Annotated in this window: 19 protein-coding genes; 10 read left to right on the forward strand and 9 right to left on the reverse strand. The window is 71.1% G+C overall.

What is annotated here, in order from left to right; translation table 11 throughout:
* Positions 1–116: 116 nt before the first annotated feature.
* Complete coding sequence (locus tag ITJ69_RS06700) at positions 117–968, forward strand: DsbA family protein (protein WP_194672365.1); 852 nt, start codon at positions 117–119, stop codon at positions 966–968.
* A 72-nt stretch (positions 969–1,040) separates the two neighbouring features.
* Here the strand turns inward: ITJ69_RS06700 and ITJ69_RS06705 are convergent, their stop codons facing one another.
* From ITJ69_RS06705 to ileS, 5 genes are read right to left on the reverse strand one after another with little or no spacing between them, the layout of a single operon-like run.
* Positions 1,041–1,889 carry a DsbA family protein gene (locus tag ITJ69_RS06705; protein ID WP_194672366.1) on the reverse strand — a complete coding sequence of 283 codons (849 nt, stop codon included), beginning with the start codon at positions 1,887–1,889 and terminating at the stop codon, positions 1,041–1,043.
* Between the two features lie 19 nt (positions 1,890–1,908).
* Positions 1,909–2,328 carry a nucleoside-diphosphate kinase gene (ndk, locus tag ITJ69_RS06710; RefSeq protein ID WP_111084529.1) on the reverse strand — a complete coding sequence of 140 codons (420 nt, stop codon included), beginning with the start codon at positions 2,326–2,328 and terminating at the stop codon, positions 1,909–1,911.
* Positions 2,329–2,366: 38 nt separating this feature from the next.
* On the reverse strand, positions 2,367–2,783 hold the full coding sequence (locus ITJ69_RS06715; RefSeq protein ID WP_123341082.1) for a DUF4233 domain-containing protein: 417 nt from the start codon (positions 2,781–2,783) through the stop codon (positions 2,367–2,369).
* Complete coding sequence (locus ITJ69_RS06720) at positions 2,780–4,225, reverse strand: bifunctional folylpolyglutamate synthase/dihydrofolate synthase (protein ID WP_228505026.1); 1,446 nt, start codon at positions 4,223–4,225, stop codon at positions 2,780–2,782. The genes ITJ69_RS06715 and ITJ69_RS06720 overlap by 4 nt, the downstream gene beginning before the upstream one ends.
* Positions 4,222–7,476, reverse strand: coding sequence for an isoleucine--tRNA ligase (ileS, locus tag ITJ69_RS06725; protein WP_194672367.1), 3,255 nt, complete (start codon positions 7,474–7,476; stop codon positions 4,222–4,224). The genes ITJ69_RS06720 and ileS overlap by 4 nt, the downstream gene beginning before the upstream one ends.
* A gap of 244 nt (positions 7,477–7,720) precedes the next feature.
* On the opposite strand from ileS, the gene ITJ69_RS06730 reads away from it, so the two are divergent.
* Positions 7,721–8,755: a cation diffusion facilitator family transporter gene (locus tag ITJ69_RS06730; protein ID WP_194672368.1), complete on the forward strand. Its 1,035-nt coding sequence runs from the start codon at positions 7,721–7,723 to the stop codon at positions 8,753–8,755.
* 23 nt (positions 8,756–8,778) lie between these two features.
* On the opposite strand, the gene ITJ69_RS06735 is transcribed toward ITJ69_RS06730, so the two are convergent.
* Positions 8,779–9,378, reverse strand: a complete 600-nt coding sequence (locus tag ITJ69_RS06735; RefSeq protein WP_123938849.1) for a TetR/AcrR family transcriptional regulator — start codon at positions 9,376–9,378, stop codon at positions 8,779–8,781.
* Between the two features lie 32 nt (positions 9,379–9,410).
* Here ITJ69_RS06735 and ITJ69_RS06740 point away from each other — a divergent pair, with 32 nt between their 5' ends.
* Genes ITJ69_RS06740 through ITJ69_RS06755 form a run of 4 tightly spaced genes read left to right on the forward strand, consistent with a single transcriptional unit; the run spans position 9,411 to position 14,654 of the window.
* Positions 9,411–11,030, forward strand: coding sequence for an ABC transporter substrate-binding protein (locus ITJ69_RS06740; protein WP_194672369.1), 1,620 nt, complete (start codon positions 9,411–9,413; stop codon positions 11,028–11,030).
* Between the two features lie 5 nt (positions 11,031–11,035).
* Positions 11,036–12,037, forward strand: a complete 1,002-nt coding sequence (locus ITJ69_RS06745) for an ABC transporter permease (RefSeq protein ID WP_194672370.1) — start codon at positions 11,036–11,038, stop codon at positions 12,035–12,037.
* A complete protein-coding gene (locus tag ITJ69_RS06750) occupies positions 12,034–12,930 on the forward strand; it encodes an ABC transporter permease (protein ID WP_323743028.1) in 897 nt (298 codons plus the stop codon). Before ITJ69_RS06745 ends, ITJ69_RS06750 begins: the two co-directional genes overlap by 4 nt.
* Complete coding sequence (locus ITJ69_RS06755) at positions 12,927–14,654, forward strand: ATP-binding cassette domain-containing protein (RefSeq protein ID WP_194672371.1); 1,728 nt, start codon at positions 12,927–12,929, stop codon at positions 14,652–14,654. The genes ITJ69_RS06750 and ITJ69_RS06755 overlap by 4 nt, the downstream gene beginning before the upstream one ends.
* Positions 14,655–14,770: 116 nt before the next feature.
* On the opposite strand, the gene proP is transcribed toward ITJ69_RS06755, so the two are convergent.
* Both proP and ITJ69_RS06765 read right to left on the reverse strand, forming a co-directional pair.
* Positions 14,771–16,357 (reverse strand): glycine betaine/L-proline transporter ProP, encoded by a 1,587-nt coding sequence (gene proP / locus ITJ69_RS06760; protein WP_228505028.1) that lies wholly within the window; start codon positions 16,355–16,357, stop codon positions 14,771–14,773.
* A gap of 153 nt (positions 16,358–16,510) precedes the next feature.
* Positions 16,511–17,773, reverse strand: a complete 1,263-nt coding sequence (locus tag ITJ69_RS06765) for a glycosyl hydrolase (protein WP_194672372.1) — start codon at positions 17,771–17,773, stop codon at positions 16,511–16,513.
* A 213-nt stretch (positions 17,774–17,986) separates the two neighbouring features.
* Here ITJ69_RS06765 and valS point away from each other — a divergent pair, with 213 nt between their 5' ends.
* Together valS and ITJ69_RS06775 are read left to right on the forward strand one after the other, a co-directional pair.
* A complete protein-coding gene (gene valS, locus ITJ69_RS06770; protein ID WP_228505030.1) occupies positions 17,987–20,581 on the forward strand; it encodes a valine--tRNA ligase in 2,595 nt (864 codons plus the stop codon).
* Between the two features lie 65 nt (positions 20,582–20,646).
* A complete protein-coding gene (locus ITJ69_RS06775; protein WP_194672373.1) occupies positions 20,647–20,898 on the forward strand; it encodes a hypothetical protein in 252 nt (83 codons plus the stop codon).
* 81 nt (positions 20,899–20,979) lie between these two features.
* Here the strand turns inward: ITJ69_RS06775 and ITJ69_RS06780 are convergent, their stop codons facing one another.
* Complete coding sequence (locus ITJ69_RS06780; RefSeq protein ID WP_194672374.1) at positions 20,980–21,816, reverse strand: alpha/beta fold hydrolase; 837 nt, start codon at positions 21,814–21,816, stop codon at positions 20,980–20,982.
* A gap of 122 nt (positions 21,817–21,938) precedes the next feature.
* Here ITJ69_RS06780 and ITJ69_RS06785 point away from each other — a divergent pair, with 122 nt between their 5' ends.
* Both ITJ69_RS06785 and ITJ69_RS06790 read left to right on the forward strand, forming a co-directional pair.
* Positions 21,939–22,538: a TetR/AcrR family transcriptional regulator gene (locus tag ITJ69_RS06785; protein WP_194672375.1), complete on the forward strand. Its 600-nt coding sequence runs from the start codon at positions 21,939–21,941 to the stop codon at positions 22,536–22,538.
* Positions 22,539–22,794: 256 nt separating this feature from the next.
* Entirely contained in the window at positions 22,795–24,819 is a 2,025-nt protein-coding gene (locus ITJ69_RS06790; protein ID WP_194672376.1) for a M3 family metallopeptidase, read from the forward strand.
* The last annotated feature ends 69 nt before the right edge of the window (positions 24,820–24,888 follow it).

Genomic DNA, 24,888 nt, shown 5'->3' on the forward strand with positions numbered 1-24,888 from the left:
GCTGGGCGTCCCCGATGCGGCGTCCATGACGTATCGATGACGCGTCACCGAATTCCTGGGGGCTTCCCAGGCAGGACGCCCGATCGACCTCCGGGCAGCACCTACGCTCGATCTCGATGAGCGAGAACGAGAGCAAGAAGGTCCGTCGCGACGCCGCCCGAGAGCGCGCTCGCGAAGCCCGCGAACAGGAGCAGGCCCGACGTCGCCGCAACAAGACGCTCGGGATCAGCGGCATCATCGTCGGCAGCCTGGCGGTCGTCGCCGTGGTCGTCCTGGTGATCGCGAACTCGGTGCAACCCGCGGGGCCCGGGCCGCGGAACATGGCGAGCGACGGCATCCTGTTCACCGGCCAGAGCGGCGAGATCGTGCCCGTCGAGACCAAGGCGACACCCGACGGCGGGACCCCGACGGCGACGGAGCAGGACGACTCGGTGGCGAACATCACCGTGTACTCGGACTACATGTGCCCGTACTGCAACCAGTTCGAGACAGCGCAGATGGACCAGATCGATCAGTGGGTGAAGGCCGGCTCCGCGACGCTCGAACTGCACCCGTTCAACCTGCTCGACCGGGTGTCGCTCGGGTCGAAGTACTCCACGCGCTCCGCCGCCGCGGCCGCCTGTGTCGCGGACTACGACCCCGACGCGTTCCTGGCGTACAACACGTCGCTCTACGAGAACCAGCCGTCCGAGAGCACCAAGGGCCTGACGAACGACGAGCTGGCGTCGCTGGCGAAGGACGCCGGCGCGACGAACAGCAAGGTCACCTCGTGCATCACCGGGCAGCACTTCGCCGGGTGGGTCGCCGACGCCACGAACCGGGTGATGAACGACCCGATCCCGAACTCGTCGCTCGACAAGGTGACGAGCACCCCGACGATCATCGTGAACGGCAAGCAGTTCACCGGCTCCCTGACCGACGCCGACGCCTTCGCGTCCTTCGTCGAGCAGAACGGCGGCGCCGCGTAGGCACGAGGCAGCGCGACGACGAAGGCCCCCGCTTCCGGATGAAAGCGGGGGCCTTCGCTCGTGCGGGTGGTGCTACTTCGCCGCGGCGTCGATCGCGGTGATGACCGTGCTGAGGTCGTCGAGGCGCTTGCCGTCGACGACCACGGTCGGCGTGCCGAAGCCCCGCGTGCCCTGCAGTGCCTCGTCTGCCGTCACGAGCTTGGTGGACTTGGTCACCCAGCCCTTGAACTGCTCCGAGGACACGCACTCGGAGACGTTCGACCCGGTCGCGCCGCCCGCCTTGACGAGCTTCGCGATCTCGGCGTTCGTCAAGCCCCTCGTGCCCTCGGCCGGTTGGTTGTCGAAGAACTGCGTCTGCACGTCGAGGAACTTGTCCGGCGCGTAGTTCGCGACGCACATCGCCGCGTTCGCCGCGCGGCTGGCGTACCGCGAGCCGGCGTAGCTGTTGTCGAGGATCGACACCGGCTGGATGGCCAACGTCGCGTCGCCCGACTTCACCTTGTCCAGGATCTGGTCGGCGTAGGCGGCCTCGAACTGCTTGCAGACCGGGCAGGCCCAGTCGACGTACTCGGTGACCGCGACCGCACCGTCGGTGTTCGATGTCGGGACGGCCGACGGGGTGCCCTTCGCGGTGACGGCCTTCGTGGTCACCGGGGTGACCTCGCCGCCCTCGCCGGTGAACTGGATCGCGCCGGTGGCCATGTTCTTCGGCCCGGCAGCGGACACGGCGGGTGCGTTGTTCACGTTCACCACGACGAGCGTGATGATCGCGGCGATCGCGATGATGCCCAGGCCGATGCCGCCCTGCAGGAACCACTTGTTGCGGCGCTTGCGACGCTTCTCGGCATCGGCGCGCTGGCGCGAGACCTCACGCGCGTGCTGGCGACGCTCGTTCTTGGTGGGTCGGTCGTTGTTCGTCACGAGTCGTTCCCCCGGCGTCTCAGGCGAACCAGAGCGCGAGCTCGCGCGCCGACGACTCGGTGCTGTCCGACCCGTGCACCAGGTTCTGCTGCACCTTGAGGCCCCAGTCGCGACCGAGGTCGCCACGGATGGTGCCGGGTGCGGCGCTGGTGGGGTCGGTGGTGCCGGCGAGCGACCGGAAGCCGGCGATCACGCCGTTGCCGGCGACGCGCACGGCGACGACCGGACCGGACTGCATGAACTCGACGAGCGGCTCGAAGAACGGCTTGCCCTGGTGCTCCTCGTAGTGCGCGTCCAACAGGTCGCGCGGCGCGGTGAGCATCTTCAGGTCGACGATCTCGTAGCCCTTCGACTCGATGCGGCGGAGGATCTCACCGGTGAGCTGGCGGGCGACGCCGTCGGGCTTGACGAGGACGAGGGTCTCTTCGAGGTCGGACACGCAGTACTCCTAGTGTGTTCGCGGGATCGGAGGGGTGGTCAGTCCTCGCCCATGGCGGCCCGGCGCGCGGCGTTTTGACGGTCGAGTTGACCGCCCTTGACGAAGCAGAAGACCCACAGCGCCAGGAACACCACGGCGACCGCGAACATGAACGGTTCGATGAACCCGGTGGCGAGGATGGCCGCCTGCAGCAGCCACCCGAACCCTACACCGGCGGGGTTGCCGGTCAGACGTGAGGCCAGCGCCAGCACGACCATCGCACCGATGCCGCCGCCGAACGCCAGGGCCGGCGGCAGGGTCCCCTTGCCGAACACGACGAGCATCGGGAAGAAGAACATGATCGCCTCGAGCACGAGCGCGATCGACAGCAGGCTCTCCTGCGCCCCGCGGTCGCGTCGCGGCTTCCGGGTGCGCGGTGCGCGCCCCGGCCGGGAGGCCCGTGGTGCGTTCGTCACTTCGTCTCGCCTTCCCGGTGGACCAGGTCCATGACCGCACCCACCATCACGATGGAGCCCGCGACGAGCACGAGGGCGTCCTCGGCGTCCGCCTCGTCCGCCAGGTCGCGTGCCTGCTGCAGCGCGGCGGCGAGTGACGGCTCGACCACGACGCGATCCGCGCCGACCTCGTCCACGACGACCTTGGCGAAGGCGTCCGCGTCGAGGGCACGCTCCCCCGGGGGCTGCGTGACGACGAAGGTCTCGACGGTGCCCTTCAGCGCGCGGACGAACCCGCGGGCGTCCTTGTCGCCGAGGATCCCGACGACGCCGACGACGTGCTCGGACGGGAAGGCCACCGGCAGGGCCTCGGCCAGGGCCTTGGCACCGTGCGGGTTGTGCGCCGCGTCGACCACGACGGTCGGGTCGGTGGCGATCGGCTGGAGGCGACCGGGGCTGGTGGCACCGGCGAGGCCCTCGGACAGGACGTCCTCGTCGAGCGCCTGGGTGCCCCGACCGAGGAACGACTCGACCGCGGCGATCGCCACGGCCGCGTTGTGGGCCTGGTGCCGCCCGAACAGCGGCAGGAACAGGTCGTCGTAGCGGCCGGCGATCCCCTGCACGGTGATGAGCTGACCGCCCACCGCCGGCGTGACGTCCAGGACACTGAACCCGGCGCCCTCGACCGCGAGGGTCGACTCGGTGAGCTCGGCGGCACGCTCGAGTTCGACGAGTGCCTCGGGGACCTGCTCGCTCGACACCACGGCGGACGACGGCTTGATGATCCCGGACTTGGTCCGCGCGATCTCCGCCACCGTGCTGCCGAGCTGCTTCGCGTGGTCGATGGCGATCGGCGTGAACACCGCGACCTGGCTCTGCACGACGTTGGTGGAGTCCCACTCGCCGCCCATGCCGACCTCGATCACGGCGACGTCGACCGGCGCCTCGGCGAAGCACGCCAGGGCCAGGACGGTCAGTGCCTCGAAGAAGGTGAGCGGGAGCTCGCCCTTGGCGGTGAGCTCCTGGTCGGTCAGTTCGAGGACCGGGGCGATGTCGTCCCAGTTCTCGACGAGCCGGCTCGGCTCGATCGGCTGCCCGTCGATGACGATGCGCTCCCGGATCGACACCAGGTGCGGGCTCGTCATCAGGCCGGTGCGCAGACCGTGGGCACGGACGATGCTCTCGGTCGTGCGCGCGGTGGACGTCTTGCCGTTCGTGCCGGTGATGTGGATCACCGGGTACGCCAGGTGCGGGTCGCCGAGCAGCTCGACGGCGCGACGGGTCGCGGTCAGGCGGTGCTCGGGCGACTGTTCACCGATCCGGGCGTACAGGGCGGCCTCGACGCGCTTGACCTCGTCGTCGTCACCGCCGTACGGCACGGCCTCGACCGGGGCGTCTCCGGACGGCCCCACCGGGATCCGGATGCCGTCCTCGTCGTGCTGGTCGTGCTCGTCGTCGCTCATGCGCGTGACACCTCCACGGTCACCTTCGCGCCGTCACCGACATCGGTGGTGGCGCCTGCCCCGAGGGGCACGATCTCGACGCTCGTCGCCAGGGTCTCCCCCGCGATGAGCTGCTGGTGGGTGCGCACCGACGCGTCGGCGGCCTCGTCGACCCCGAGGGTCAGGACGATGCGGTCGCTGACGTCCAGGTCGGCGTCGCGCCGGGCCTGCTGGACGGCACGGACGACGTCGCGGGCGAGCCCCTCGGCCTCGAGCTCGGGCGTGGTCACGGTGTCGAGCACCACGAAGCCGCCCTCGTCGAGGAACGCCACGGCGACCGACGGGTCGGCGACGGTGAGGTCGAGCGTGTACTCGCCCTCGACCAGGTCGACACCGCCGACGGTCACGCCGGACTCGGTCGCGGTCCAGTCACCCTTCTTCGCGGCCGGGATCACCTGCTGCACGGCCTTGCCGATGCGCGGGCCGGCGACGCGGGCGTTGACGGTCAGCTTCCGCTCGATACCGTACTGCGCCAGGGATTCCTCGGCCTGCGCCTCGAGCACGACCCGCTTGACGTTCAGCTCGTCGCGCAGGATGTCGGCGAACGGTTCGACCGCCGCCGGGTCCGGCACCACGAGGGTGAGCGTGGCGAGCGGCAGCCGGACGCGCTTGCCGGTCGCCTTGCGGAGCGCGAGGCCCTTCGAGGCGACGTCGCGCACGCGGTCCATCGCCGCGACGAGGGCGTCGTCGGCGGGGAACTCGGCCGCGTCGGGGAAGTCCGTCAGGTGCACGCTCCGACCACCGGTCAGGCCCTTCCAGATCTCCTCGGTGACGAGCGGGGCGAGCGGGGCCGCGACGCGGGTCAGGGTCTCGAGCACCGTGTACAGGGTGTCGAAGGCCGCACGGGCGTCGTCCCCTGCCGCACCGTCGGCCCCGGTCCAGAACTTGTCGCGCGACCGGCGGACGTACCAGTTCGTCAGCACGTCGGCGAAGTCACGGACGGCCTGGGCAGCGAGCGGGGTGTCGAGCGCGTCGAGGTGCTGCTGCACGTCGGACACGAGCACCCGGGTCTTCGCGAGCAGGTACCGGTCGAGGACGTCGGTGCTGTCCGTTCGACGGGTGGCCTGGTACCCCGACTCCCCCGATGCGTTCGCGTAGAGGGTGAAGAAGTAGTAGGTCGACCACAGCGGCAGCATGAACTCGCGGACGCCCTGGCGGATGCCCTCTTCGGTGACGACGAGGTTGCCGCCGCGGATCACCGACGAGGACATCAGGAACCAGCGCATGGCGTCGGCGCCGTCGCGGTCGAACACCTCGGAGACGTCCGGGTAGTTCCGGAGCGACTTCGACATCTTCTGGCCGTCCGAGCCGAGGACGATGCCGTGGCTGATGACGTTCTTGAAGGCCGGTCGGTCGAACAGCGCGGTGGACAGCACGTGCATGACGTAGAACCAGCCGCGGGTCTGCCCGATGTACTCGACGATGAAGTCGGCCGGGTTGTGCGACTCGAACCACTCCCGGTTCTCGAACGGGTAGTGCACCTGGGCGTACGGCATCGACCCGGAGTCGAACCAGACGTCGAACACGTCGGTGATCCGGCGCATCGTCGAGTTCCCCGTGGGGTCGTCGGGGTTCGGGCGGGTCAGGTCGTCGATGAACGGGCGGTGCAGGTCGACCTCGCCGTCGGCGTTCAGCGGCAGGCGGCCGAAGTCGCGCTCGATGTCCTCGAGCGAGCCGTACACGTCGGTGCGCGGGTACTCGGGGTCGTCGGACTGCCACACCGGGATCGGCGTGCCGAAGTAGCGGTTGCGCGACACCGACCAGTCGATGGCGTTGCCGACCCACTTGCCGAACTGGCCGTCCTTGACGTTCTCCGGCACCCAGTTGATGTCCTGGTTGAGCTCGCCCATGCGGTCGCGGAAGTCGGTGACCCGCACGAACCACGACGACACGGCCTTGTAGATGAGGGGCTTCCGGCACCGCCAGCAGTGCGGGTAGCTGTGCTCGTAGGACGCCTGGCGGAGCAGACGACCGGCGTCGCGGACGGCCTTGGTCAGCGGCTTGTTCGCGTCGGACCAGAGCGTGCCGGCGACCTCGCCGAACTGCGAGGTGAAGACCCCGCCCTCGTCGAGGGAGAGCACCACGGGGATGCCGGCGGCGGCGCAGACCACCTGGTCGTCGGCACCGTAGGCCGGAGCCTGATGCACGATGCCGGTACCCTCGCCGGTCTCGACGTAGTCGGCGACCAGGATGCGCCAGGCGTGCTCCATGCCCTCGGTCTCGGCGAGGAAGTCGAACAGGCGCTCGTACTCGACGCCGTCGAGCTCCGCACCCGTCAGGGTGCGGACGACCGCGGCAGCGGCGTCCTCGGCCGTCTCGTAGCCGAGGTCCTTCGCGTAGGCGGCCACGGTGTCCGAAGCCAACAGGTACGAGACGGAACCGGCGTCGGCGCCGTCAGCCGCGCCTCCCGGCCCCGCAGGGAGCACCACGTACGAGACCGCAGGCCCGACGGCCAGCGCGGCGTTCGTGGGCAGGGTCCAGGGGGTCGTCGTCCAGGCGAGCGCTCGCACGCCGGCCAGCCCGAGCGACTCGGCGCGCGCACCCTGCAGCGGGAACGACACCGTGACGGACTGGTCCTGGCGCATCTTGTAGACGTCGTCGTCCATGCGCAGCTCGTGGTTCGACAGCGGCGTCTGGTCGTTCCAGCAGTACGGCAGGACCCGGAAGCCCTCGTACGCCAGGCCCTTGTCCCAGAGCTGCTTCCACGCCCACAGCACGCTCTCCATGAACGTCGTGTCGAGCGTCTTGTAGTCGTCCTCGAAGTCGACCCAGCGCGCCTGGCGGGTGACGTACTGCTGCCACTCGTCGGTGTACTGCAGCACGGACTTCTTGGCGGCGGCGTTGAACACGTCGACGCCCATCTCGTCGATCTCGTGCTTCTCGGTGATGCCGAGCTGGCGCATCGCCTCGAGCTCGGCGGGCAGCCCGTGGGTGTCCCAGCCGAAGCGGCGGTGCACCTGCTTGCCGCGCATGGTCTGGTAGCGCGGGAAGACGTCCTTCGCGTACCCGGTCAGCAGGTGACCGTAGTGCGGCAGGCCGTTCGCGAACGGCGGGCCGTCGTAGAAGGTCCACTCGTCGCAGCCCTGGCGCTGGTCGATGGACGCCTGGAACGTGTCGTCGCCCTTCCAGAAGGCGAGGATCCCCCGCTCGACGGCGGGGAAGGACGGCGAGGGGACGACGCCATCGGCATCGGCGTTCAACGGGTACGGCACCGGGACTCCTTGTGGGTTCGCTCGATCTCCACGAGGACGGAGCACGCTCCGCGGTACCACCTCGCTTGCCACGCCGTGCTGTCCGCACGTCACGACCGCTCGTGTTCGGGTTCGGTGCGGCCCGGTCCGCCCGGTTCTACTGACGAGCCGCTCGCGCGGACCGCGTTCTTCCGGGAGCTCCCCGGTGATGGCCGGATCGACGCTCGTGTGACACGAGTTTAGCGGACGGGAGCATGCTGGAGGGATGCCCGACGACTCTGCCTCCGGCGAACGCCCGGAGTCCTCCCTCACCGTCATCATCGCCTTCGGCGCGAACCTGCTCGTCGCGATCGCGAAGACCATCGCGTCGCTCATCTCGGGTTCGGCCTCGATGGTGGCCGAGGCAGCGCACTCGTGGGCGGACACCGGCAACGAGATCTTCCTGCTGGTCGCCGAACGACGGGGCGCGCGGAAGCGCGACACCGCACACCCGCTCGGGTACGGACGCGAGACCTACATCTGGTCGATGTTCGCCGCGTTCGGGCTGTTCACCGCGGGCGCCATCGTGTCGATCTACCACGGCATCTCCGAGCTCGGCGAGACGGGTCCGGCCGAGGACGTCCTGCTCAACTACATCGTGCTCGCGCTGTCGTTCTGCCTCGAGGGCACGAGCTTCCTGCAGGCCTACCGCCAGGCGCACGGAGCGGCGACGAAGCGCAAGGTGCCGGTGCTGCGCCACGTGCTGCAGTCCTCGAACCCGACGCTGCGGGCCGTGTTCGCCGAGGACGCCGCTGCGCTCATCGGCCTCTTCGTCGCGTTCCTCGGGGTGTTCCTGCACCAGATCACCGGCCTGGCGATCTTCGACGCGATCGGGTCCATCGCGATCGGCCTGCTGCTCGGGGTCGTGGCGATCATCCTCATCGATCGCAACCGCCGCTTCCTGCTCGGCGAGAGCACGTCGCCCGAGCTCGAGAACGCCGTGCTCGTCGAGCTGCTCGGCCGCTCGCAGATCGAACGCGTCACCTACCTGCACCTGGAGTTCGTCGGACCGTCGCGGGTGTACCTCGTCGCCGCCGTCGACCTGACGGGCAACGAGAACGAGGAGCACGTCGCGGTGCGGTTGCGCGACGTCGAGAAGTCGCTGGAGGACAGCCCGTACATCGAGGAAGCCGTGCTGACGCTGAGCTACCCGGGCGACGCCTCGCTGCGGCCGACGAGCGACGAGGTGCCCGAGGTGGTGCGCGACGGGACGGCCTCGGACGTGGCCGCCGGCGGCGCCGGGACGCTGCGCACCGACTGACGCGCGGGCGCCCGTCGCCGGCGTCAGCGGGCGTCGAGGCCGGCGACCACCGGGGTCAGCGCCGCCGCGACGTACTCGACGAGCGGCCGGCGGGCCACCCCGTCGGCGACCCACACCCCGAACGCCGCAGCAGCCGCCCCGAGCACCGCGCCCGAGACCGTCTGCGGCCAGAGCGACCCCGGCTGCTCCCCCGTGCGCCCGGCCACGAAGGCGGCGACGGCCCCGTGCTGCGCCATCACCCGGACGGCGACCCCGGCGACGAGCTCGGAGCCGATGCCCATCACCTCGGCCTGCGCGACCGCCCACGGCACCCGCTCGGGGTCGTGGGCCCGGGCCGCGGCGAGCAGGGCCTGCTCCACCGCACGCACCGCGCTGGGTTCGGTCGAGGCCGCCAGGTACCCGGGCAGCCCCGCGACCGCGGCGTCGAGCTCGAGCCACATCACGTCCGACTTCGCCGTGAAGTAGTTGAAGAACGTCGCGCGACTGACCCCCGCACGCACGGCGATCTGGTCGACCGTGGTGCGTGCGTACCCCTGCTCGAGGAACAGCTCGGCAGCGGCGTCCGCGAGGACCTCGGCGCTCGAGCGTCGGGGCCGGCCACCGCGGCGGATCGGTTCGTCCATGGGCCCCAGTAAACCGCTAGACTCGTCCAGCCATGATCTTGGACTCAGTACAGAAAACCGTCGCCGCCGTCGCGAGCGCCACCGCCGTCGTCCTCGTCCTCGCGGGGTGCAGCGGCGCCGGGACGAGCACCACGAGCAGCAAGCCGGTGAGCGGCGGGACCCTGACGTACGCCTCCGGCGACGCCGAGCCCACCTGCCTCGACCCGCACGTCGGCGGCAACTACCCGCAGGCGCTCCTGGCGACGCAGTACATCGAGGAGCTCGTCGGGCTCGAGGACGGCGAGCCGACGCCCGAGCTCGCGACGAAGTGGACCACGAGCGACGACGGCAAGACCCTCACCTTCACGCTGCGCGACGACGTCACCTTCACCGACGGCACCCCGTTCAACGCCGCCGCCGTCGTGGCGAACATCGAGCACGTGCAGGACCCGGCCACCGCGTCGAGCACCGGGTACCTCGCGCTGCAGTCCATCACGAAGGCGACGGCCACCGACGACCACACCGTGAGGCTCACCCTGAGCCGTCCGGACAGCGCGCTGCTCGAGTCCTTCTCGCAGCCGTGGGTCGGCATGGAGTCCCCGAAGGCGCTCGAACGCAAGCAGGCGACGAACTGCGAGTCGCCCGTCGGCACCGGCCCGTTCGAGGTCACCGGGTGGAAGCACGGCGACCGCGTCACCCTGACGAAGAACACCGACTACTGGGGCACGACGAAGCCGCGCCTGTCCGGCATCACCTGGCGCTTCCTGCCCGACTCGACGTCGCGCTACGCGGCGCTGCAGTCCGGCCAGGTCGACGTCATCGACAACGCGCAGCCCGACCAGCTCAAGGCTGCGTCGGCGAAGGGCGCCATCCGCGACCTCGACGCCCCGCGCCCCGGTGCCTCGAACCGCCTCGAGTTGAACTCCGGCCACGGCGTGTTCCGTGACGAGGCCGTGCGGCAGGCGTTCATCGCGGGTGCCGAGATCGACCCCGGCCTGCAGTCGCTGTTCCTCGGCACCGCGAAGCGCTCGTACTCCGTGCTCTCGAGTGCCGAACCGCTGGCGTACTCGGAGAAGAGCCGGTTCGACTACTCGCCGACGAAGGCGAAGCAGCTGCTCGACGACGCCGGCTGGAAGGTCGGGTCGGACGGCATCCGCGTCAAGGACGGCCAGCAGCTCACCGTGACGTTCCCGGTGTCGACGAACCAGTCGGTGCCGGCCGAGCGCAGCCTGTTCCAGCAGATCCAGGCGTCCGAGAAGGCCGTCGGGTTCAAGGTCGTGCTCGACGAGCTCGACCTCTCCAGCTGGTACGCGGCCCTCGCGGCGACCGAGTACGACCTGGTCAGCGCCCCGTACACGAAGGTCGGCCCCGACGTCCTGCGGATCCTGTACGACAGCGCGAGCATCGAGCCGGCGCCGTCCGGGTACTTCGCGAACCTCGCGCAGCTCGACGACCCCGCGCTCGACACCCTGCTCGAGCAGGCGGCCCGCACCTCGGACGCCGACGAGCGCGCCGACCTGTACGAGCAGGCGCAGAAGACGATCCTGGCGAGCGACACCGTGCTGCCCCTCTACGACCAGCAGAACCACTTCCTGGTGCGCTCGGCCGTGCACGGCATCCAGACGACCTCGGTGTCCACGCCCTGGTTCGGCACGGCCTGGATCGACCGCTGACGCGGATGCCCTGGGTGTGGTGGGCCGTCCGACGGCTCGCGGGCGGGATCGGCGTGCTCTGGGCCGTCGCGACGATCGTGTTCGTCGCGATCCGGCTCATCCCCGGCGACCCCGCACTCGCGATCCTCGGTGGTCCGGGCTCGCAGGCCTCCGCCGAGGCCGTCGCCCAGGTCCGGCACGAGTACGGCCTCGACCAGCCGGTGCTCGTGCAGTACGCGGTGTTCCTCGGACGCCTCGCCACCCTGCAGCTCGGTGACTCGTACGCCTTCCGCACCCCGGTCGCGACGCTGCTCGGCCAGCAGCTGCCCGTCACGCTCACCCTGGCGGTGGCCGGGCTCGTCGTCGCCTGGGTCCTGGCGATCGTCGCGGCCTGGTGGTCGACGCAGCGCGGTCGGTTCGCGGCCGGGCTGACGAGCGCGCTGAGCGTCACCGCGAGCGTGATGCCGCACTTCTGGCTCGGCAGCGTGCTCATCGTGGTGTTCGCGAGCGCCCTCGGTTGGGTGCCCGCGGTCAGCGACGGCACGGTGCGCGGCTGGGTGCTCCCGGTGCTGACGGTGGCCGTCCCGGTCGCCGGGTACCTGGCCGAGACCGTCCGCGACGGGGTCGTCGACGCGCAACGGTCGGCCTTCGCCCTCGCCGCGCGCGGCCGCGGTGAGACCCGCCTCGGGCTGTTCGCCCGGCACCTGCTCCGCCACGCGGCGCTGCCCGGGATCGCCCTGTCCGCCTGGGCCTTCGGGTCCCTCGTGTCCGGCGCCGTCGTCGTCGAGTCCGTGTTCGCGTTGCCCGGCATCGGTCGCGCCCTGGTGACCGCGGTGACGCAGCGGGACATGCCACTCGTCGCCGGCATCGCGCTGGTGTCCGCCGCTGCCTACGTCGTGGTGCTCGCGATCGCCGACCTCGTCGAACGTGTCGTCGACCCACGCACCGGCACCCCGCGCACAGGACGCGCGCGTGCTCCGCGCGCCGCGCGACGCCGTGGACCCGGCCCCGAGGCGGCGGCGCGGTGAGCGGCATCGCCGAGCCGAGCCTCCTGGCCGGTGAACCGGTCGACGGACGACCGGCAGCAGCACGTCGCCGGCGACGGGGCCTCGGCGTCCCCGGAGCCGTCGCGGGTGCCGTGGTCCTGCTCGCCGTCGTGGCGGCCGCCTGGCCGGCGCTGCTCGGCGGCGCGGACCCGCTCGCCGTGCACCCGTCGGAGGCGCTCCTCGCGCCGAGCGGCGCGCACCCCTTCGGCACCGACGAATCCGGACGCGACGTCCTGTCGCGGGTCGTCGCCGGCACGCGGGCCTCGCTCGTCGTCGGTGTCGCCGCGACCCTGATCGGCGGCGGGACCGGCGTCGTGCTCGGGGTCGTCGCCGGACTGGGCGCCGGCGCCGGACGCATCGGCCGACTGCTCGACGCCGTGATCGGCCGCGTCGCCGAGGTCGCGTTCGCCCTGCCGCTGCTGCTCGTCGCCCTGGTGGTCATCGCCGTCACCGGCCCCGGCCCGGTCCCCGCCGTGCTCGCCGTCGGCTTCGCCACCGCCCCCGGCTACGCCCGCATCGTCCGTGGCCTGGTCCGCGCGGCCCGGTCGTCGCAGGTCGTCGAGACCGCCGTGCTGCTCGGCCGCTCCCCCGTCCGCATCGTGGTCCGGCACGTCCTGCCGACCGCACTCTGGCCCGTCGTCGCGGTCGCGACGCTCGGCGTCGGCCAGGCGATCGTCTGGGCCTCGGCGCTGAGCTACCTCGGCGTCGGCACACCACCTCCGGCTCCGGAGTGGGGCGCGATGCTCGCCGACGGCCGGACCTACCTGCAGACCGCACCGTGGATGAGCACCTTCCCCGGGCTCGCCATCGTGGTGCTCGCGACCGCCGTCACCGTGCTCGGTCGCGCGATCCGCCGAACAGGAGTCGTCCGATGACCACCGTCCTCGAGGTCCAGGCGCTGCACGTCGCCATCGCGGGCACGCCGATCGTGCACGACGTCGCCCTGCGGGTCGACGCCGGTGAGTGCGTCGCCCTGGTCGGCGCGTCCGGCTCCGGCAAGACCGTCACCGCCCGCGCCGCGCTCGGCCTGTCCGCACCCGGCTCCGCCGTCCGCGCCGACGCCTTCACCGTCGCCGGCCTCGACGTCCGCGCCTTCTCCGATCGTCGGTGGCGCCAGGTGCGCGGGTCTCGGGTCGGCTACGTCGGCCAGGAGGCCCTGGGCGCGTTGGACCCGCTGCGTCCCGTCGGACGCGAGGTCGCCGACAGCCTCCGCCTGCACACCGAGATGGGTGCGGCCGAGCGCGTGGACGCCGTGCGCGATGCCCTGCGTGCGGTGGGCCTCGACCCGGACATCGCGACCGACGGACGACTCGCCGGCACGCTGTCGGGCGGGATGCGGCAGCGGGCCCTCATCGCCGCGGCCACCATCGGGTCGCCGGCGCTCGTGGTCGCCGACGAGCCCACGACCGCACTGGACGCCGGGGTCGCGGTCACCGTGATGGAGCAGCTGCGGGCGGCACAGCAGCGCGGGGCGGGGGTGCTCGTGATCACGCACGACCTCGGGCTCGTCGCGGGGTGGGCCGACCGGGTGGCCGTCATGCACGAGGGCCGGATCGTCGAGCAGGGCCCGGTCGCCTCGGTGTTGCAGGATCCGCAGCACGCCGCGACGCAGGCCCTGGTGCGCGCGGCGCACGGTGCCGATCTGGTCGACCGGTGCGAGGTTGATGGCTCCGTGCAGGCCTCTGACGACGCACCGAGCGGGCAACCTCGCACCGATCGCACGTCCACGCACCGTGCGCCGATCGGCGACCGCGGCACCCAGCACGCAACCTCGCACGGTGCGAGCGGCGTCCTCGTCGCCGCGGGCCTCGCGCGCGACTACGAGGGCGTCCGCGCCGTCGACGACGTGTCGTTCGGGCTCGACCGCGGGCGAGTGCTCGGGGTGATCGGCGCCTCGGGGTCGGGCAAGACCACCCTGGCGCGGGTGTTGCTCGGGCTCGAGACGCCCGACGCCGGCACCGTCTCGCTCGACGGAGCGCCGTGGGTACCACTCCCGGAACACGACCGACGACCCCGACGCCACCGGGTCGCGGCCGTCGTGCAGGACCCCGGCGCCACGTTCGACGAGCGGTGGTCGGTCGAACGGGTCCTCGCCGACGCGTTCTCGCGGGGCGACGACCGCCGCGCCCGTGGCTCCCTCGCCGCCCGGGTGGACGCAGCCCTGCGACAGGTGGACCTCGACCCGGCGCTCCGGCCGCGGTCGCCGCTGACCCTGTCCGGTGGGCAACGGCAGCGACTCGCGATCGCCCGGGCGCTGGCGACCGACCCCGAGGTGATCGTCCTCGACGAGCCGGTGACCGCCCTCGACGCCACCGTGCAGGACGCCGTGCTGACCCTGCTCGAGCGGCTCCGCGACGACACCGGCGTGGCGATGGTGTTCGTGTCGCACGACCTGCGGGCCGTGCGCCGGATGGCCGACGACGTGCTGGTCGTGCACCGGGGCGCGGTCGTCGAGCACGGCCCCGCCGCGACGGTGTTCGCGCGCCCGGCGCACCCCGTGACCGCGCACCTGCTGCAGGCCGCGGAGCGGCTCGCCGCCGGCCCGAGTCTCGCGCAGGGCGACCAGCCTCGGGCCACAGGCCGCGAGGCCGGTCGCTGACGCCGAGTCTCGTGGCCGGCGGCCACGTGCCCTGAACGTGACCGGAGGCCCGGTGCGCGTCCGTGGCGGACGTGCACCGGGCCTCCAGGGCGGGTTGCCGCGGGGCGGCCCCGGGGTCAGGAGTCGGCGGACTCCTTCTTCTGCGCGTCACCCGAGATGATCGGGATCTCACTCGTCGCGAACTCCTTCGCCCAGTCGGACTGCGCGAACTCCGAGTTCGGGTCGTTGTAGTCGTCGATCACGCCGGCGACCTCGTCCTCGGAACCGACCGTCGGGCCGGAGCCCATGAGCGGGGTGGCGGCGGTCTCCTTGGTGAAGTACACCGCGACGAGCCCGATGACAGCGGCCAGCATCAGGTAGAAGGCCGGGATGTCCTCGGCCCAGCCGTAGCCGGCGTCCTTCGCGGCGTTGATGAGCGCCGAGGTCGCGAGCGGGGTCGTGCCACCGAACAGCGACACCGAGACGTTGAACGCGATCGCGAGCGCGCCGTAGCGGATGATCGTCGGGAACAGCGCGGGCAGCGTCGACGGCATCGTCGAGGTGAACGTGACGAGCACGACGCCGAGGATGAGCAGGCCGGAGAACACCCCGACGCCCGTGCCGGTCTGGACGAGTTTGAGGGCCGGCCAGGACAGCAGGATGAAGCCGATGCAGCCGGCGGCGAGCACCGGGCGACGACCGAACTTGTCGGACAGCCGGCCGCCGAACGTGATGACGACCATCATGAGCAGCATCACGACGACGATCAGGATGAGGCCGAACGTGGCGTTCTGGCCGAGGTTCTGCTCGAGGTAGGTCGGCATGTACGACAGCAGCATGTAGTCGGTCACGTTGAAGACCAGGACCAGGCCGATGCAGATGATGAGCGCGCGCCAGTTCTCGGCGAAGAGCTTGAGGAACGGGGTCTTCTGCCCCTCGCGCTCGGCGGCCTGCTCCTGCTGCTTCTGGAAGGCCGGGGTCTCCTCGAGCTTGAGGCGCAGGTACAGCCCGATCAGGCCGAGCGGGCCCGCGATGATGAACGGGATGCGCCAGCCCCAGCTGAGCAGGGCGTCCTCGGACAGGCCGAACTGCAGGCCGGTGACGATCGACGCGCCGAGCACGTAGCCGGCCAGGGTGCCGAACTCGAGCCACGAGCCCATGAACCCACGGCGCTTGTCGGGCGAGTACTCGGCGATGAAGGTCGCGGCGCCGCCGTACTCACCGCCGGTCGAGAAGCCCTGCACGAAGCGGGCCACGAGCAGCAGGACCGGGGCCCAGAAGCCGATCGAGTCGTACGACGGGATCAGGCCGATCATCAGCGTGCCGGCGGCCATCAGGATCATCGTCAGCGCGAGGACCTTCTGCCGGCCGATCCGGTCGCCGATCGGACCGAAGACGGCGCCACCGATCGGTCGGACGATGAACGCCGCGGCGAAGAAGCCGAAGGTCGCGACGATGTTCGCGGCCGGGTCGCCCTGCGGCAGGAAGACCTGCGAGATCGTGACGGTCAGGTACGCGAAGATGCCGAAGTCGAACCACTCCATCGCGTTGCCGAGGGCGGCGGCCGCCACGGCGCGCTTGAGCAGCGACTCCTCGACGACGGTGACGTCGTCCTTCGTCAGCTTGCGCCGAGCGCGCTTCGCAGCGCCCTTCGAGCGCAGCGGTCGGTCGCCGTGCGGCAACGGCCGATCGCCGTGCGGGTGGGGTGCGTCGTTCGGTGCCAAGTCGTTCCTCCGGTGTGCGGTGCGTCCTTCGGGCGTCCGGCGGACGGCAACGGTGCAGTTCCTGCGAACCCGCGCTCGCCGGACAAACTCCGACAGACTACCAGGTCTCCGGCGTGTCCGACAGGTCGGTGTGGTAATCGCCGCTCCGACGCGTCACCGATCGGAGCGGAGGAAAACCGGGGCTGCCCGGACCCGCACCGACGCCGCACCGCGGACCACGGTCAGCCGGCTCGTCGCCCCGGTCGCCGAGACCAGCGAGGAGCCGCCCGGCACGCCGACCGACGTCGTGCGGACTCCCGACGTCGACCAGACGACGCGGACCACGTCCCCGCCCGAGCCGTACCTGACGATCCAGACCCCGCCCGTGCCGGCCCGTTCGACCGCCACGAACCGGCGATCACCGACGGTGCGCACGAGGACCGCGTAGGCCGCGGCAGCCCGCCGCGCCGTGTACCCACCACTGGCTGAGCCGTACAGGCCGTACCCGGTCGGTGTCGACGCCGCGTCGTTCAGGGTGAACGGCACGACGAGCGTGGCACCGAGGTGCGCGGCGAGCGCTCCCCAGCGCACCAGCCAGGCGGACTGCACTGCGGGGGTGACGGTACCCGCCTGCCCCGGCGGACCGGCCTGCCAGCCGCCTTCGGTCCACCAGACCGGGACGGAGCGGTGTTGCGCCGTGAGGGCCGTCCGGAGCTCCCGCATCGCAGGCCCCAGAGTCGTCTCCGGCGGTCGTGTCCCGGTGTACGCGTGGACCGACACCGCGTCGACCGTCGCCGGACCACCTGCGGCGAGCCACTGCCGGAGCCACGGGTGCAGGCCGTCCGCCCCGAGCAGGCTCATGGCGGGACCCGCCACCACGGAGCCCGGCGCCGCGGCGTGGACGGCCGCGGACGCCGCCCGGGTCAGTGCGACGTAGCGTGCAGCACTGCTGGCCTCCGGCGCGACGGTGTTCGGCCACTCGTTCCAGATCTCGTACCCCGCCACGTCCGGGCCGAACGTCGCGGCGACGAACCCCGCGTACCGCGCGAACGCGGCGATGCCGGCGGCTGTGGTCGGACCACCACCGCCGTCGTGGTGGGGATTGCCGTAGTCGAGGACGATGAGCGGTCGGATCCCCGCCGCGCGGAGACGGTCGACGGACTTCCGGTACGACGCGGGCATGACGAGTTCGTCCCGGGCCTTCTCGACGCCCGTCCACCACAGGTCGACCCGAGCGGTCCCCACGCCGAGCCCCGCCGCGAGGGCCACCTTCGCGCCGTCCGCCGTGGTGTCGATGCCGGAACCGATCCCGAACCGAGCCGAACCGGTCGCGGCCGCAGCCGCGGCCGCGGCCGCGGCCGGCACCGGCGGGGACATCGGCAGGAGCAGCGCGGCCACACCGACGAAGGCGGTCGCGACTTTCTCGAAGGTATTCACGGATTGCACCCTACGAGCATTTCCTATCAATGCAAACAATTGCATTCGTGCGGCATTTGCGCATTTCCGCCGAAAGAATTCCCCATCCAGCATTCCCGCGGTCGACTCCGGGTCTCCGGCACCGGGTAACCTTGGGACACCACGCACCAGGCGTGGACACTCAGGCACCTCATCACGGACTCGGTGCCGCACACACGCACGGAAGGCGCAGCCATGACCAAGCCCATGCCCGAGAAGCCCAGCGTCGACGGACTCGAGCAGGTCTGGGGGCCGGTCTGGGAGCAGGACGGCACCTACCGCTTCGACCGTGACGCCGCCGGCCACCGCGACGCCGTCTACTCGATCGACACCCCGCCGCCGACCGCCTCCGGGTCGCTGCACATCGGGCACGTCTTCTCGTACACGCACACCGACCTCAAGGCGCGGTTCGAGCGCATGCGGGGCAAGCACGTCTTCTACCCGATGGGCTGGGACGACAACGGCCTGCCGACCGAGCGCCGCGTGCAGAACTACTACGGCGTCCGCTGCGACCCGACGCTCCCCTACGACCCCGACTTCACGCCGCCGTTCGAGGGCGGCGACGGCAAGTCGTCGAAGGCCGCCGACCAGCTGCCGATCTCGCGCCGCAACTTCATCGCGCTGTGCGACCAGCTGACCGTGCAGGACGAGCAGCAGTTCGAGGAGCTCTTCCGCACCCTCGGGCTGTCGGTGGACTGGACGCAGTCGTACCGCACCATCGACGACACCTCGCGGGCCAGCGCCCAGCGTGCCTTCCTCCGCAACCTCGAGCGCGGCGAGGCCTACCAGGCCGACGCCCCGACCCTGTGGGACGTCACGTTCCGCACCGCGGTCGCGCAGGCCGAGCTCGAGGACAAGGAGATGCCCGGCGCGTACCACGGCATCGCGTTCCACCGTGCGGACGGCGGCGACGACGTCGTGATCCAGACGACCCGTCCCGAGCTGCTGCCGGCGTGCGTCGCCCTCGTCGCGCACCCGGACGACGAGCGGTTCCAGGACCTGTTCGGCACCACGGTCCGCTCCCCCCTGTTCGACGTCGAGGTCCCGGTGCTCGCACACCACCTGGCGCAGAAGGACAAGGGTGCCGGCATCGCGATGGTCTGCACCTTCGGCGACACCACCGACGTGGTCTGGTGGCGCGAGCTGCAGCTGCCGAACCGCGCGATCCTCGGCTTCGACGGCCGTGTCCGTTCCGACGAGCCCGCGTGGATCGAGTCGGCGACCGGCAAGGCGCTCTACGCCGAGATGGCCGGCAAGACCGTGTTCTCGGCGAAGAAGGTCGTCGTGGACGCCCTGACCGAGTCCGGCGAGCTCGTCGGCGACGTCAAGACGATCAACCACCCGGTGAAGTTCTTCGAGAAGGGCGACAAGCCCCTCGAGATCGTCTCGACCCGCCAGTGGTACATCGTCAACGGCGCCCGCGACGAAGCCCTGAAGACGACGCTCCGCGCCCGCGGCGAGGAGATCGCGTTCCACCCCGACTTCATGCGCGTCCGCTACGACAACTGGGTCGGTGGCCTGTCCGGCGATTGGCTCATCTCGCGCCAGCGCTTCTTCGGCGTTCCGATCCCCGTCTGGTACCCGCTCGACGCCGACGGCAACCCGGTGTTCGACCAGCCGATCGTCCCGACCGAGGCGCAGCTGCCCGTCGACCCGTCGTCCGACCCGGCACCCGGCTACTCCGAGGACCAGCGCGGCATGGCCGGCGGGTTCCAGGGCGAGCTCGACGTCATGGACACTTGGGCCACGTCGTCGCTCACCCCGCAGCTCGCGGGCAAGTGGGAGACCGACCCGGCGCTCTACGACCTGGTGTACCCGTACGACGTCCGCCCGCAGGCGCAGGACATCATCCGCACGTGGCTCTTCACGACGGTGCTCCGCAGCCAGCTCGAAGCGGACACCGTGCCGTGGAAGCACGCGAGCATCTCCGGCTTCATCGTCGACCCCGACCGCAAGAAGATGTCGAAGTCGAAGGGCAACGTCGTCACGCCGCTGTCGATCCTCGAGCAGCATGGCGCCGACGCGGTCCGCTACTGGGCGGCCTCGTCCAAGCTCGGCACCGATGCGGCCTTCGACCCGCAGAACCCGAAGCAGATCAAGGTCGGACGTCGTCTGGCGATCAAGGTCCTGAACGCCGCCAAGTTCGTCTACGGCTTCCCGCTGCCCGAGGGTGCCACGAGCGTGACCGAGGCGCTCGACGTCGACATGCTCGCCGAGCTCGGTGCGGTCGTCGAGCAGGCCACCGCCGCGTTCGACGGCTTCGACCACGCCCGCGCGCTCGAGATCACGGAGCGGTTCTTCTGGACCTTCTGCGACGACTACCTCGAGCTCGTGAAGGAGCGTGCCTACGGCACGGCGGCCGACGCGACGCACGAGACCCAGGCGAGCGCGGTCCTGGCGCTGCGCGGCGCGATCGACGTGCTGCTCCGACTGCTGGCACCGTTCCTCCCGTACGCGACGGAAGAGGTGTGGGCCTGGACCCACGAGACCAGCGTGCACCGGGCCTCCTGGCCGACCGCTGCCGACCTGCCCACCGACGCGGCCCCCACCGGGCTGCTCGCGGCCGTCGGACAGGCGCTCATCGGGATCCGCGGCGCGAAGACGTCGGCGAAGGCGTCCCAGAAGACGCCCGTCACGCGTGCCATCGTCGCCGCGCCGGCCGAGACGCGGGCGCTCATCGAGCGCGCGGCGGTCGACCTGGCGGCCGTCGGCCGCATCGAGAACCTGTCGTTCGTCGACGGCGACGAGCTCGCCGTCACCGAGATCGAGCTGGCGGAACAGCAGGCGTAACGTCGGTCGTCCGGGCCGAGTCGCGTCGGCGACCCGGCCCGTCCACCACCGGACAGGAGGCACGGATGCAGTTGGGCACACGATGGAGCGTGGGTGGGGAGCCGCCTGCGCGACTGCCCGAAGCGATGGTCGTCCCCGTGCGCGGGGTCGAGGACGAACTGGCGGCCGAGTCGGTCGACACGGGGACGTGGGGCTGGACCCTGACGTTCCTCGAGGGCAAGCCGATCGTCGAGCTCGACGACGGCACCTCGATCCACCTCGACGATGCCGGGCACGCCCAGGTCACGAACCCCGACGACGCCGCGGAAGAGGACTAGCGCGGAGCGAGGTTGCTCGGTGAGCAGAAATGGTCGGGTCCCCGGTGGGAACCCGACCATTTCTGCTCACGATGCGAGCGGCTACTCGGCGAGCCAGGTGAGCAGGACCTCGTTCACCTCGGCGGTGTGCGTGGTGAGCAGGCCGTGCGGGGCGCCCTCGATCTCGACGTACTTCGCGGCCGGCAGCGCCTTGGTGAAGCGGCGACCGGTGGCGTCGATCGGCAGGATGTTGTCCGCCGTGCCGTGCACGATGAGCGTCGGGACGGTCACCTTCGGGATGTCCTGACGGAAGTCGGTCGGCCAGGTCAGCGGTGCTGCGGCGGACGCGATCGCACCCGAGCCGGCGGCGATGTTCCAGGCGTTGCGGACGGCCTCTTCCGAGATGCGTGAGCCGAGGTTCTCCGACAGGTTGAAGAAGTCCTGGTAGAAGTTTGTGAAGTACGCGTACCGGTCCTTCTTGACGTCGGCGGCGATGCCCTCGAAGAACGACATCGGGCCGGCGCCGTCGGGGTTGTCGTCGGTGATGGCCAGGAAGGGCTCGAGCGAGGCGAGGAACGCGACCTTCGCGATGCGGTCCTGTCCGTGGCGGCCGATGTAGCGGGCGATCTCGCCGGTGCCCATCGAGAAGCCGACCAGGATCACGTCGCGCAGGTCGAGGGTCTCGAGGACGGTGTGCAGGTCGTCGGCGAAGGTGTCGTAGTCGTAGCCGGTGCTCGGCTGCGAGGACTGCCCGAAGCCGCGGCGGTCGTACGTGATCACGCGGTAGCCGGCCTCGAGCAGGGCCGGGGTCTGGCCCTCCCACGAGTTGCCGTCGAGGGGGAAGCCGTGGATCAGCACGATCGGCTGACCGGTTCCCTTGTCCTCGTAGTGGAGTTCGATGTCGACGCTGTTCTCGGTTCCGACGGTGATGGCACCCATGATCGTTTCCTTCCCTGAGCCTCGCGGAGAACGTCCGTTCTCCGTCGATGTGCCTTACACTAGAGAACGATCGTTCCCGGCGCAACTCGGGAACGGTGAACACGCAGCGAACGGGGTACGTCATGGCAACCAGCACCATCAGCACGGTCGAAGCCGACGTCCGCGCACACATCGTGGACGTCGCCGACCAGCTGTTCTACGCGCGCGGCATCCAGTCCGTCGGCATGGACGAGATCCGCACGGGCGCAGGCGTCTCGCTGAAGAAGCTCTACGCGGCCTTCCCGGGCAAGGAGCAGCTCATCGCGGCCGTCCTGTCCGGGCGCCACGACATCTGGGAGCGCGGCGTGCACGGTGCGGTCGAGGTGGCCACGACCCCGCGCGACAAGCTGCTCGCGGTGTACGACTTCCTCGAGTCGTGGTTCGGCGACGACACGTTCCGCGGCTGCGGGTTCATCAACGCCTTCGGGGAGCTCGGCGCGACCTCGCCCGCGGTCGCCGAGATCGCCCGCGACCACAAGGACTCGTTCCAGCGGTTCGTGCAGGAGCTCACCGCCGAGGTCGTCGCCGATCCGGACCGAGCCGAGGAACTCGCCGCACAGCTCGCCCTGCTCGCCGAGGGCGCGCAGACCACTGCTGCCATCGCCGGCACCACGGAACCTGCAGCGCACGCCCGCCGTGCCGCGTCGACGCTGATCGACGCCGCGACGGGGCCGTCCCGCTGACCTGGTCGTTCCGGGCGTACCTGGTCGTTCCGGGCGTACCTGGTCGGTTCTTTCGACCAGGTACGCCCGATTCCGCTTTCCAAGCCGGTCGCGATGGGAAGGAACGCACCCACAAGGCGGACTGGGCCCACGCCGCCGGTTCCGGTGCGACGCGCCAGCGGCGCGACGGCCGTGCCGGTGGGGGGAGGCGCGGGGCCAGGCCGCCACGGGCCTCCCGTCCGCCCCGTCGCGGCGCGACGTCCGTAGGGTGGTTGCCATGGCAACCCCGTTCGACATCCCGAGCACCCTCCCCTACGCCCTGCCGCCCTTCGGCGACGTGCGACTCGAGCACTACCGACCGGCCTTCGAGGCCGGCATGGCCGAGCAGCGCGCCGAGGTCGAGGCCATCGCCACTGATCCGCACGCACCGACGGTCGAGAACACCCTCATCGCCCTCGAGCGCTCCGGGCAGCTGCTGACCCGTGTCAGCCACGTGTTCTTCACGCTGTCGTCGGCGGACTCGACGCCGGAGCTGCACGACCTCGAGGCCGAGGTCTCGCCGTTGCTCGCCGCCCACCGCGACGCGATCACGCTGGACTCCCGGCTCTACGCCCGCGTGCAGTCCGTGCTCGACGGCGCCGCAGCCGCCGGGCTCGAGGGCGAAGCGCTCCGCCTGGTCGAGCGCACCCACGCCGAGATGACCCTGGCGGGCGCCGGGCTCGACGACGCCGGCAAGGAGCGCCTGACCGCCATCAACCAGGAGCTGTCGACGCTCACGACCACCTTCGAGCGCAACCTGCTCGAGGACACCAACGACTCCGCCGTGCACGTGACCGACGAAGCCGAGCTCGAGGGGCTCGACGACGGCGCGAAGTCCGCCGCTGCCGGTTCCGCTGCGGACCGCGGCCTCGAGGGCTGGCTCATCACCCTGCCGCTCTACACCGGCCACCCGTGGCTGCCGTCGCTCGCGAACCGCGACCTGCGCGAGCGGATCATGCGCGCCTCGCTCGCCCGCGGCCGCCGCGGCAACCAGTACGACAACCGCGAGGTCCTGCTGCGCATCGTGCGGCTCCGTGCCGAGCGCGCCGAACTGCTCGGGTTCCCGAACCACGCCGCGGTCGTCACCGCCGACGAGACGGCGAAGACCCCCGAGGCCGTCGACGGACTGCTGTCGTCGCTCGTCGGCGCTGCAGCCCGGAACGCCGACGACGAGCGGGCCGTCCGGTCCCGAACGGTCGGGTTCGACATCGAGTCGTGGGACTGGGCCTACGCCACCGAGATCCTGCGCGGAGAGCAGTTCGCCGCGGACAGCTCGGCGCTCCGACCGTACTTCGAGGCCGACCGGGTTCTGCGCGACGGTGTCTTCCACGCCGCGGGTGCCCTCTACGGCCTGACCTTCACCGAGCGCCCGGACCTGCACGGCTACAACGACGAGGTCCGTGTCTTCGAGGTCACCGGCGACGACGACGAACCGGTTGGCCTGTACCTGCTCGACCTGTACACGCGCGACGGCAAGCGCGGCGGCGCGTGGATGAACCCCGTGGTCGAGCAGTCCGAGCTGCTCGGCACGCTGCCCGTCGTGGTGAACAACCTCAACGTCGCGAAGCCGGCCCCCGGGTCACCGACGCTGCTCATCCAGGACGAGGTCGAGACGCTCTTCCACGAGTTCGGCCACGCGCTGCACGGCCTCATCGCCCGCACCACGTACCCCCGGTTCTCTGGCACGAACGTCGAGCGCGACTTCGTCGAGTTCCCGAGCCAGGTGAACGAGATGTGGGTGTCGTGGCCGTCGGTCCTGGCGAACTACGCGAAGCACCACGAGACCGGCGCCCCGCTGCCGCCCGAGCTCGTCCTGGGCCTGAGCGAGTCCGAGGGCTTCAACGAGGGCTTCGGCACCACCGAGTACCTGGCCGCGGCGTTGCTCGACCAGGCGTGGCACCGGCTGTCCTCCGCCGACGCCGCTGCGGTCACGTCCGTCGAGGACTTCGAGCGGAACGCCCTCACCGCCGCCGGTATCGCCGTCGAGGCCGTGCCGCCGCGCTACTCGTCGACGTACTTCGCCCACACGTTCTCGGGCGGGTACGACGCCGGGTACTACGGCTACATCTGGTCCGAGGTGCTCGACGCCGACACGGTCGAGTGGTTCCGCGACAACGGCGGGGTCTCCCGGGAGGCCGGCCGTCGGTTCGCATCACGGCTGCTGGGTGTCGGCGGCGCGAAGGACCCGCTCGAGGCGTACCGCGACTTCCGCGGGCGCGACGCCGAGGTCGGACCGCTGCTGCGCCGCCGCGGCCTCGAGTAGGGCGCGGGCGCTTCCGGGCGTACCGCGTCGAATCGGGCGTACCTGGTCGGAACTTCCGACCAGGTACGC

It is taken from the genome of Curtobacterium sp. VKM Ac-2887 (assembly GCF_015350935.1).
GTDB lineage: Bacteria > Actinomycetota > Actinomycetes > Actinomycetales > Microbacteriaceae > Curtobacterium.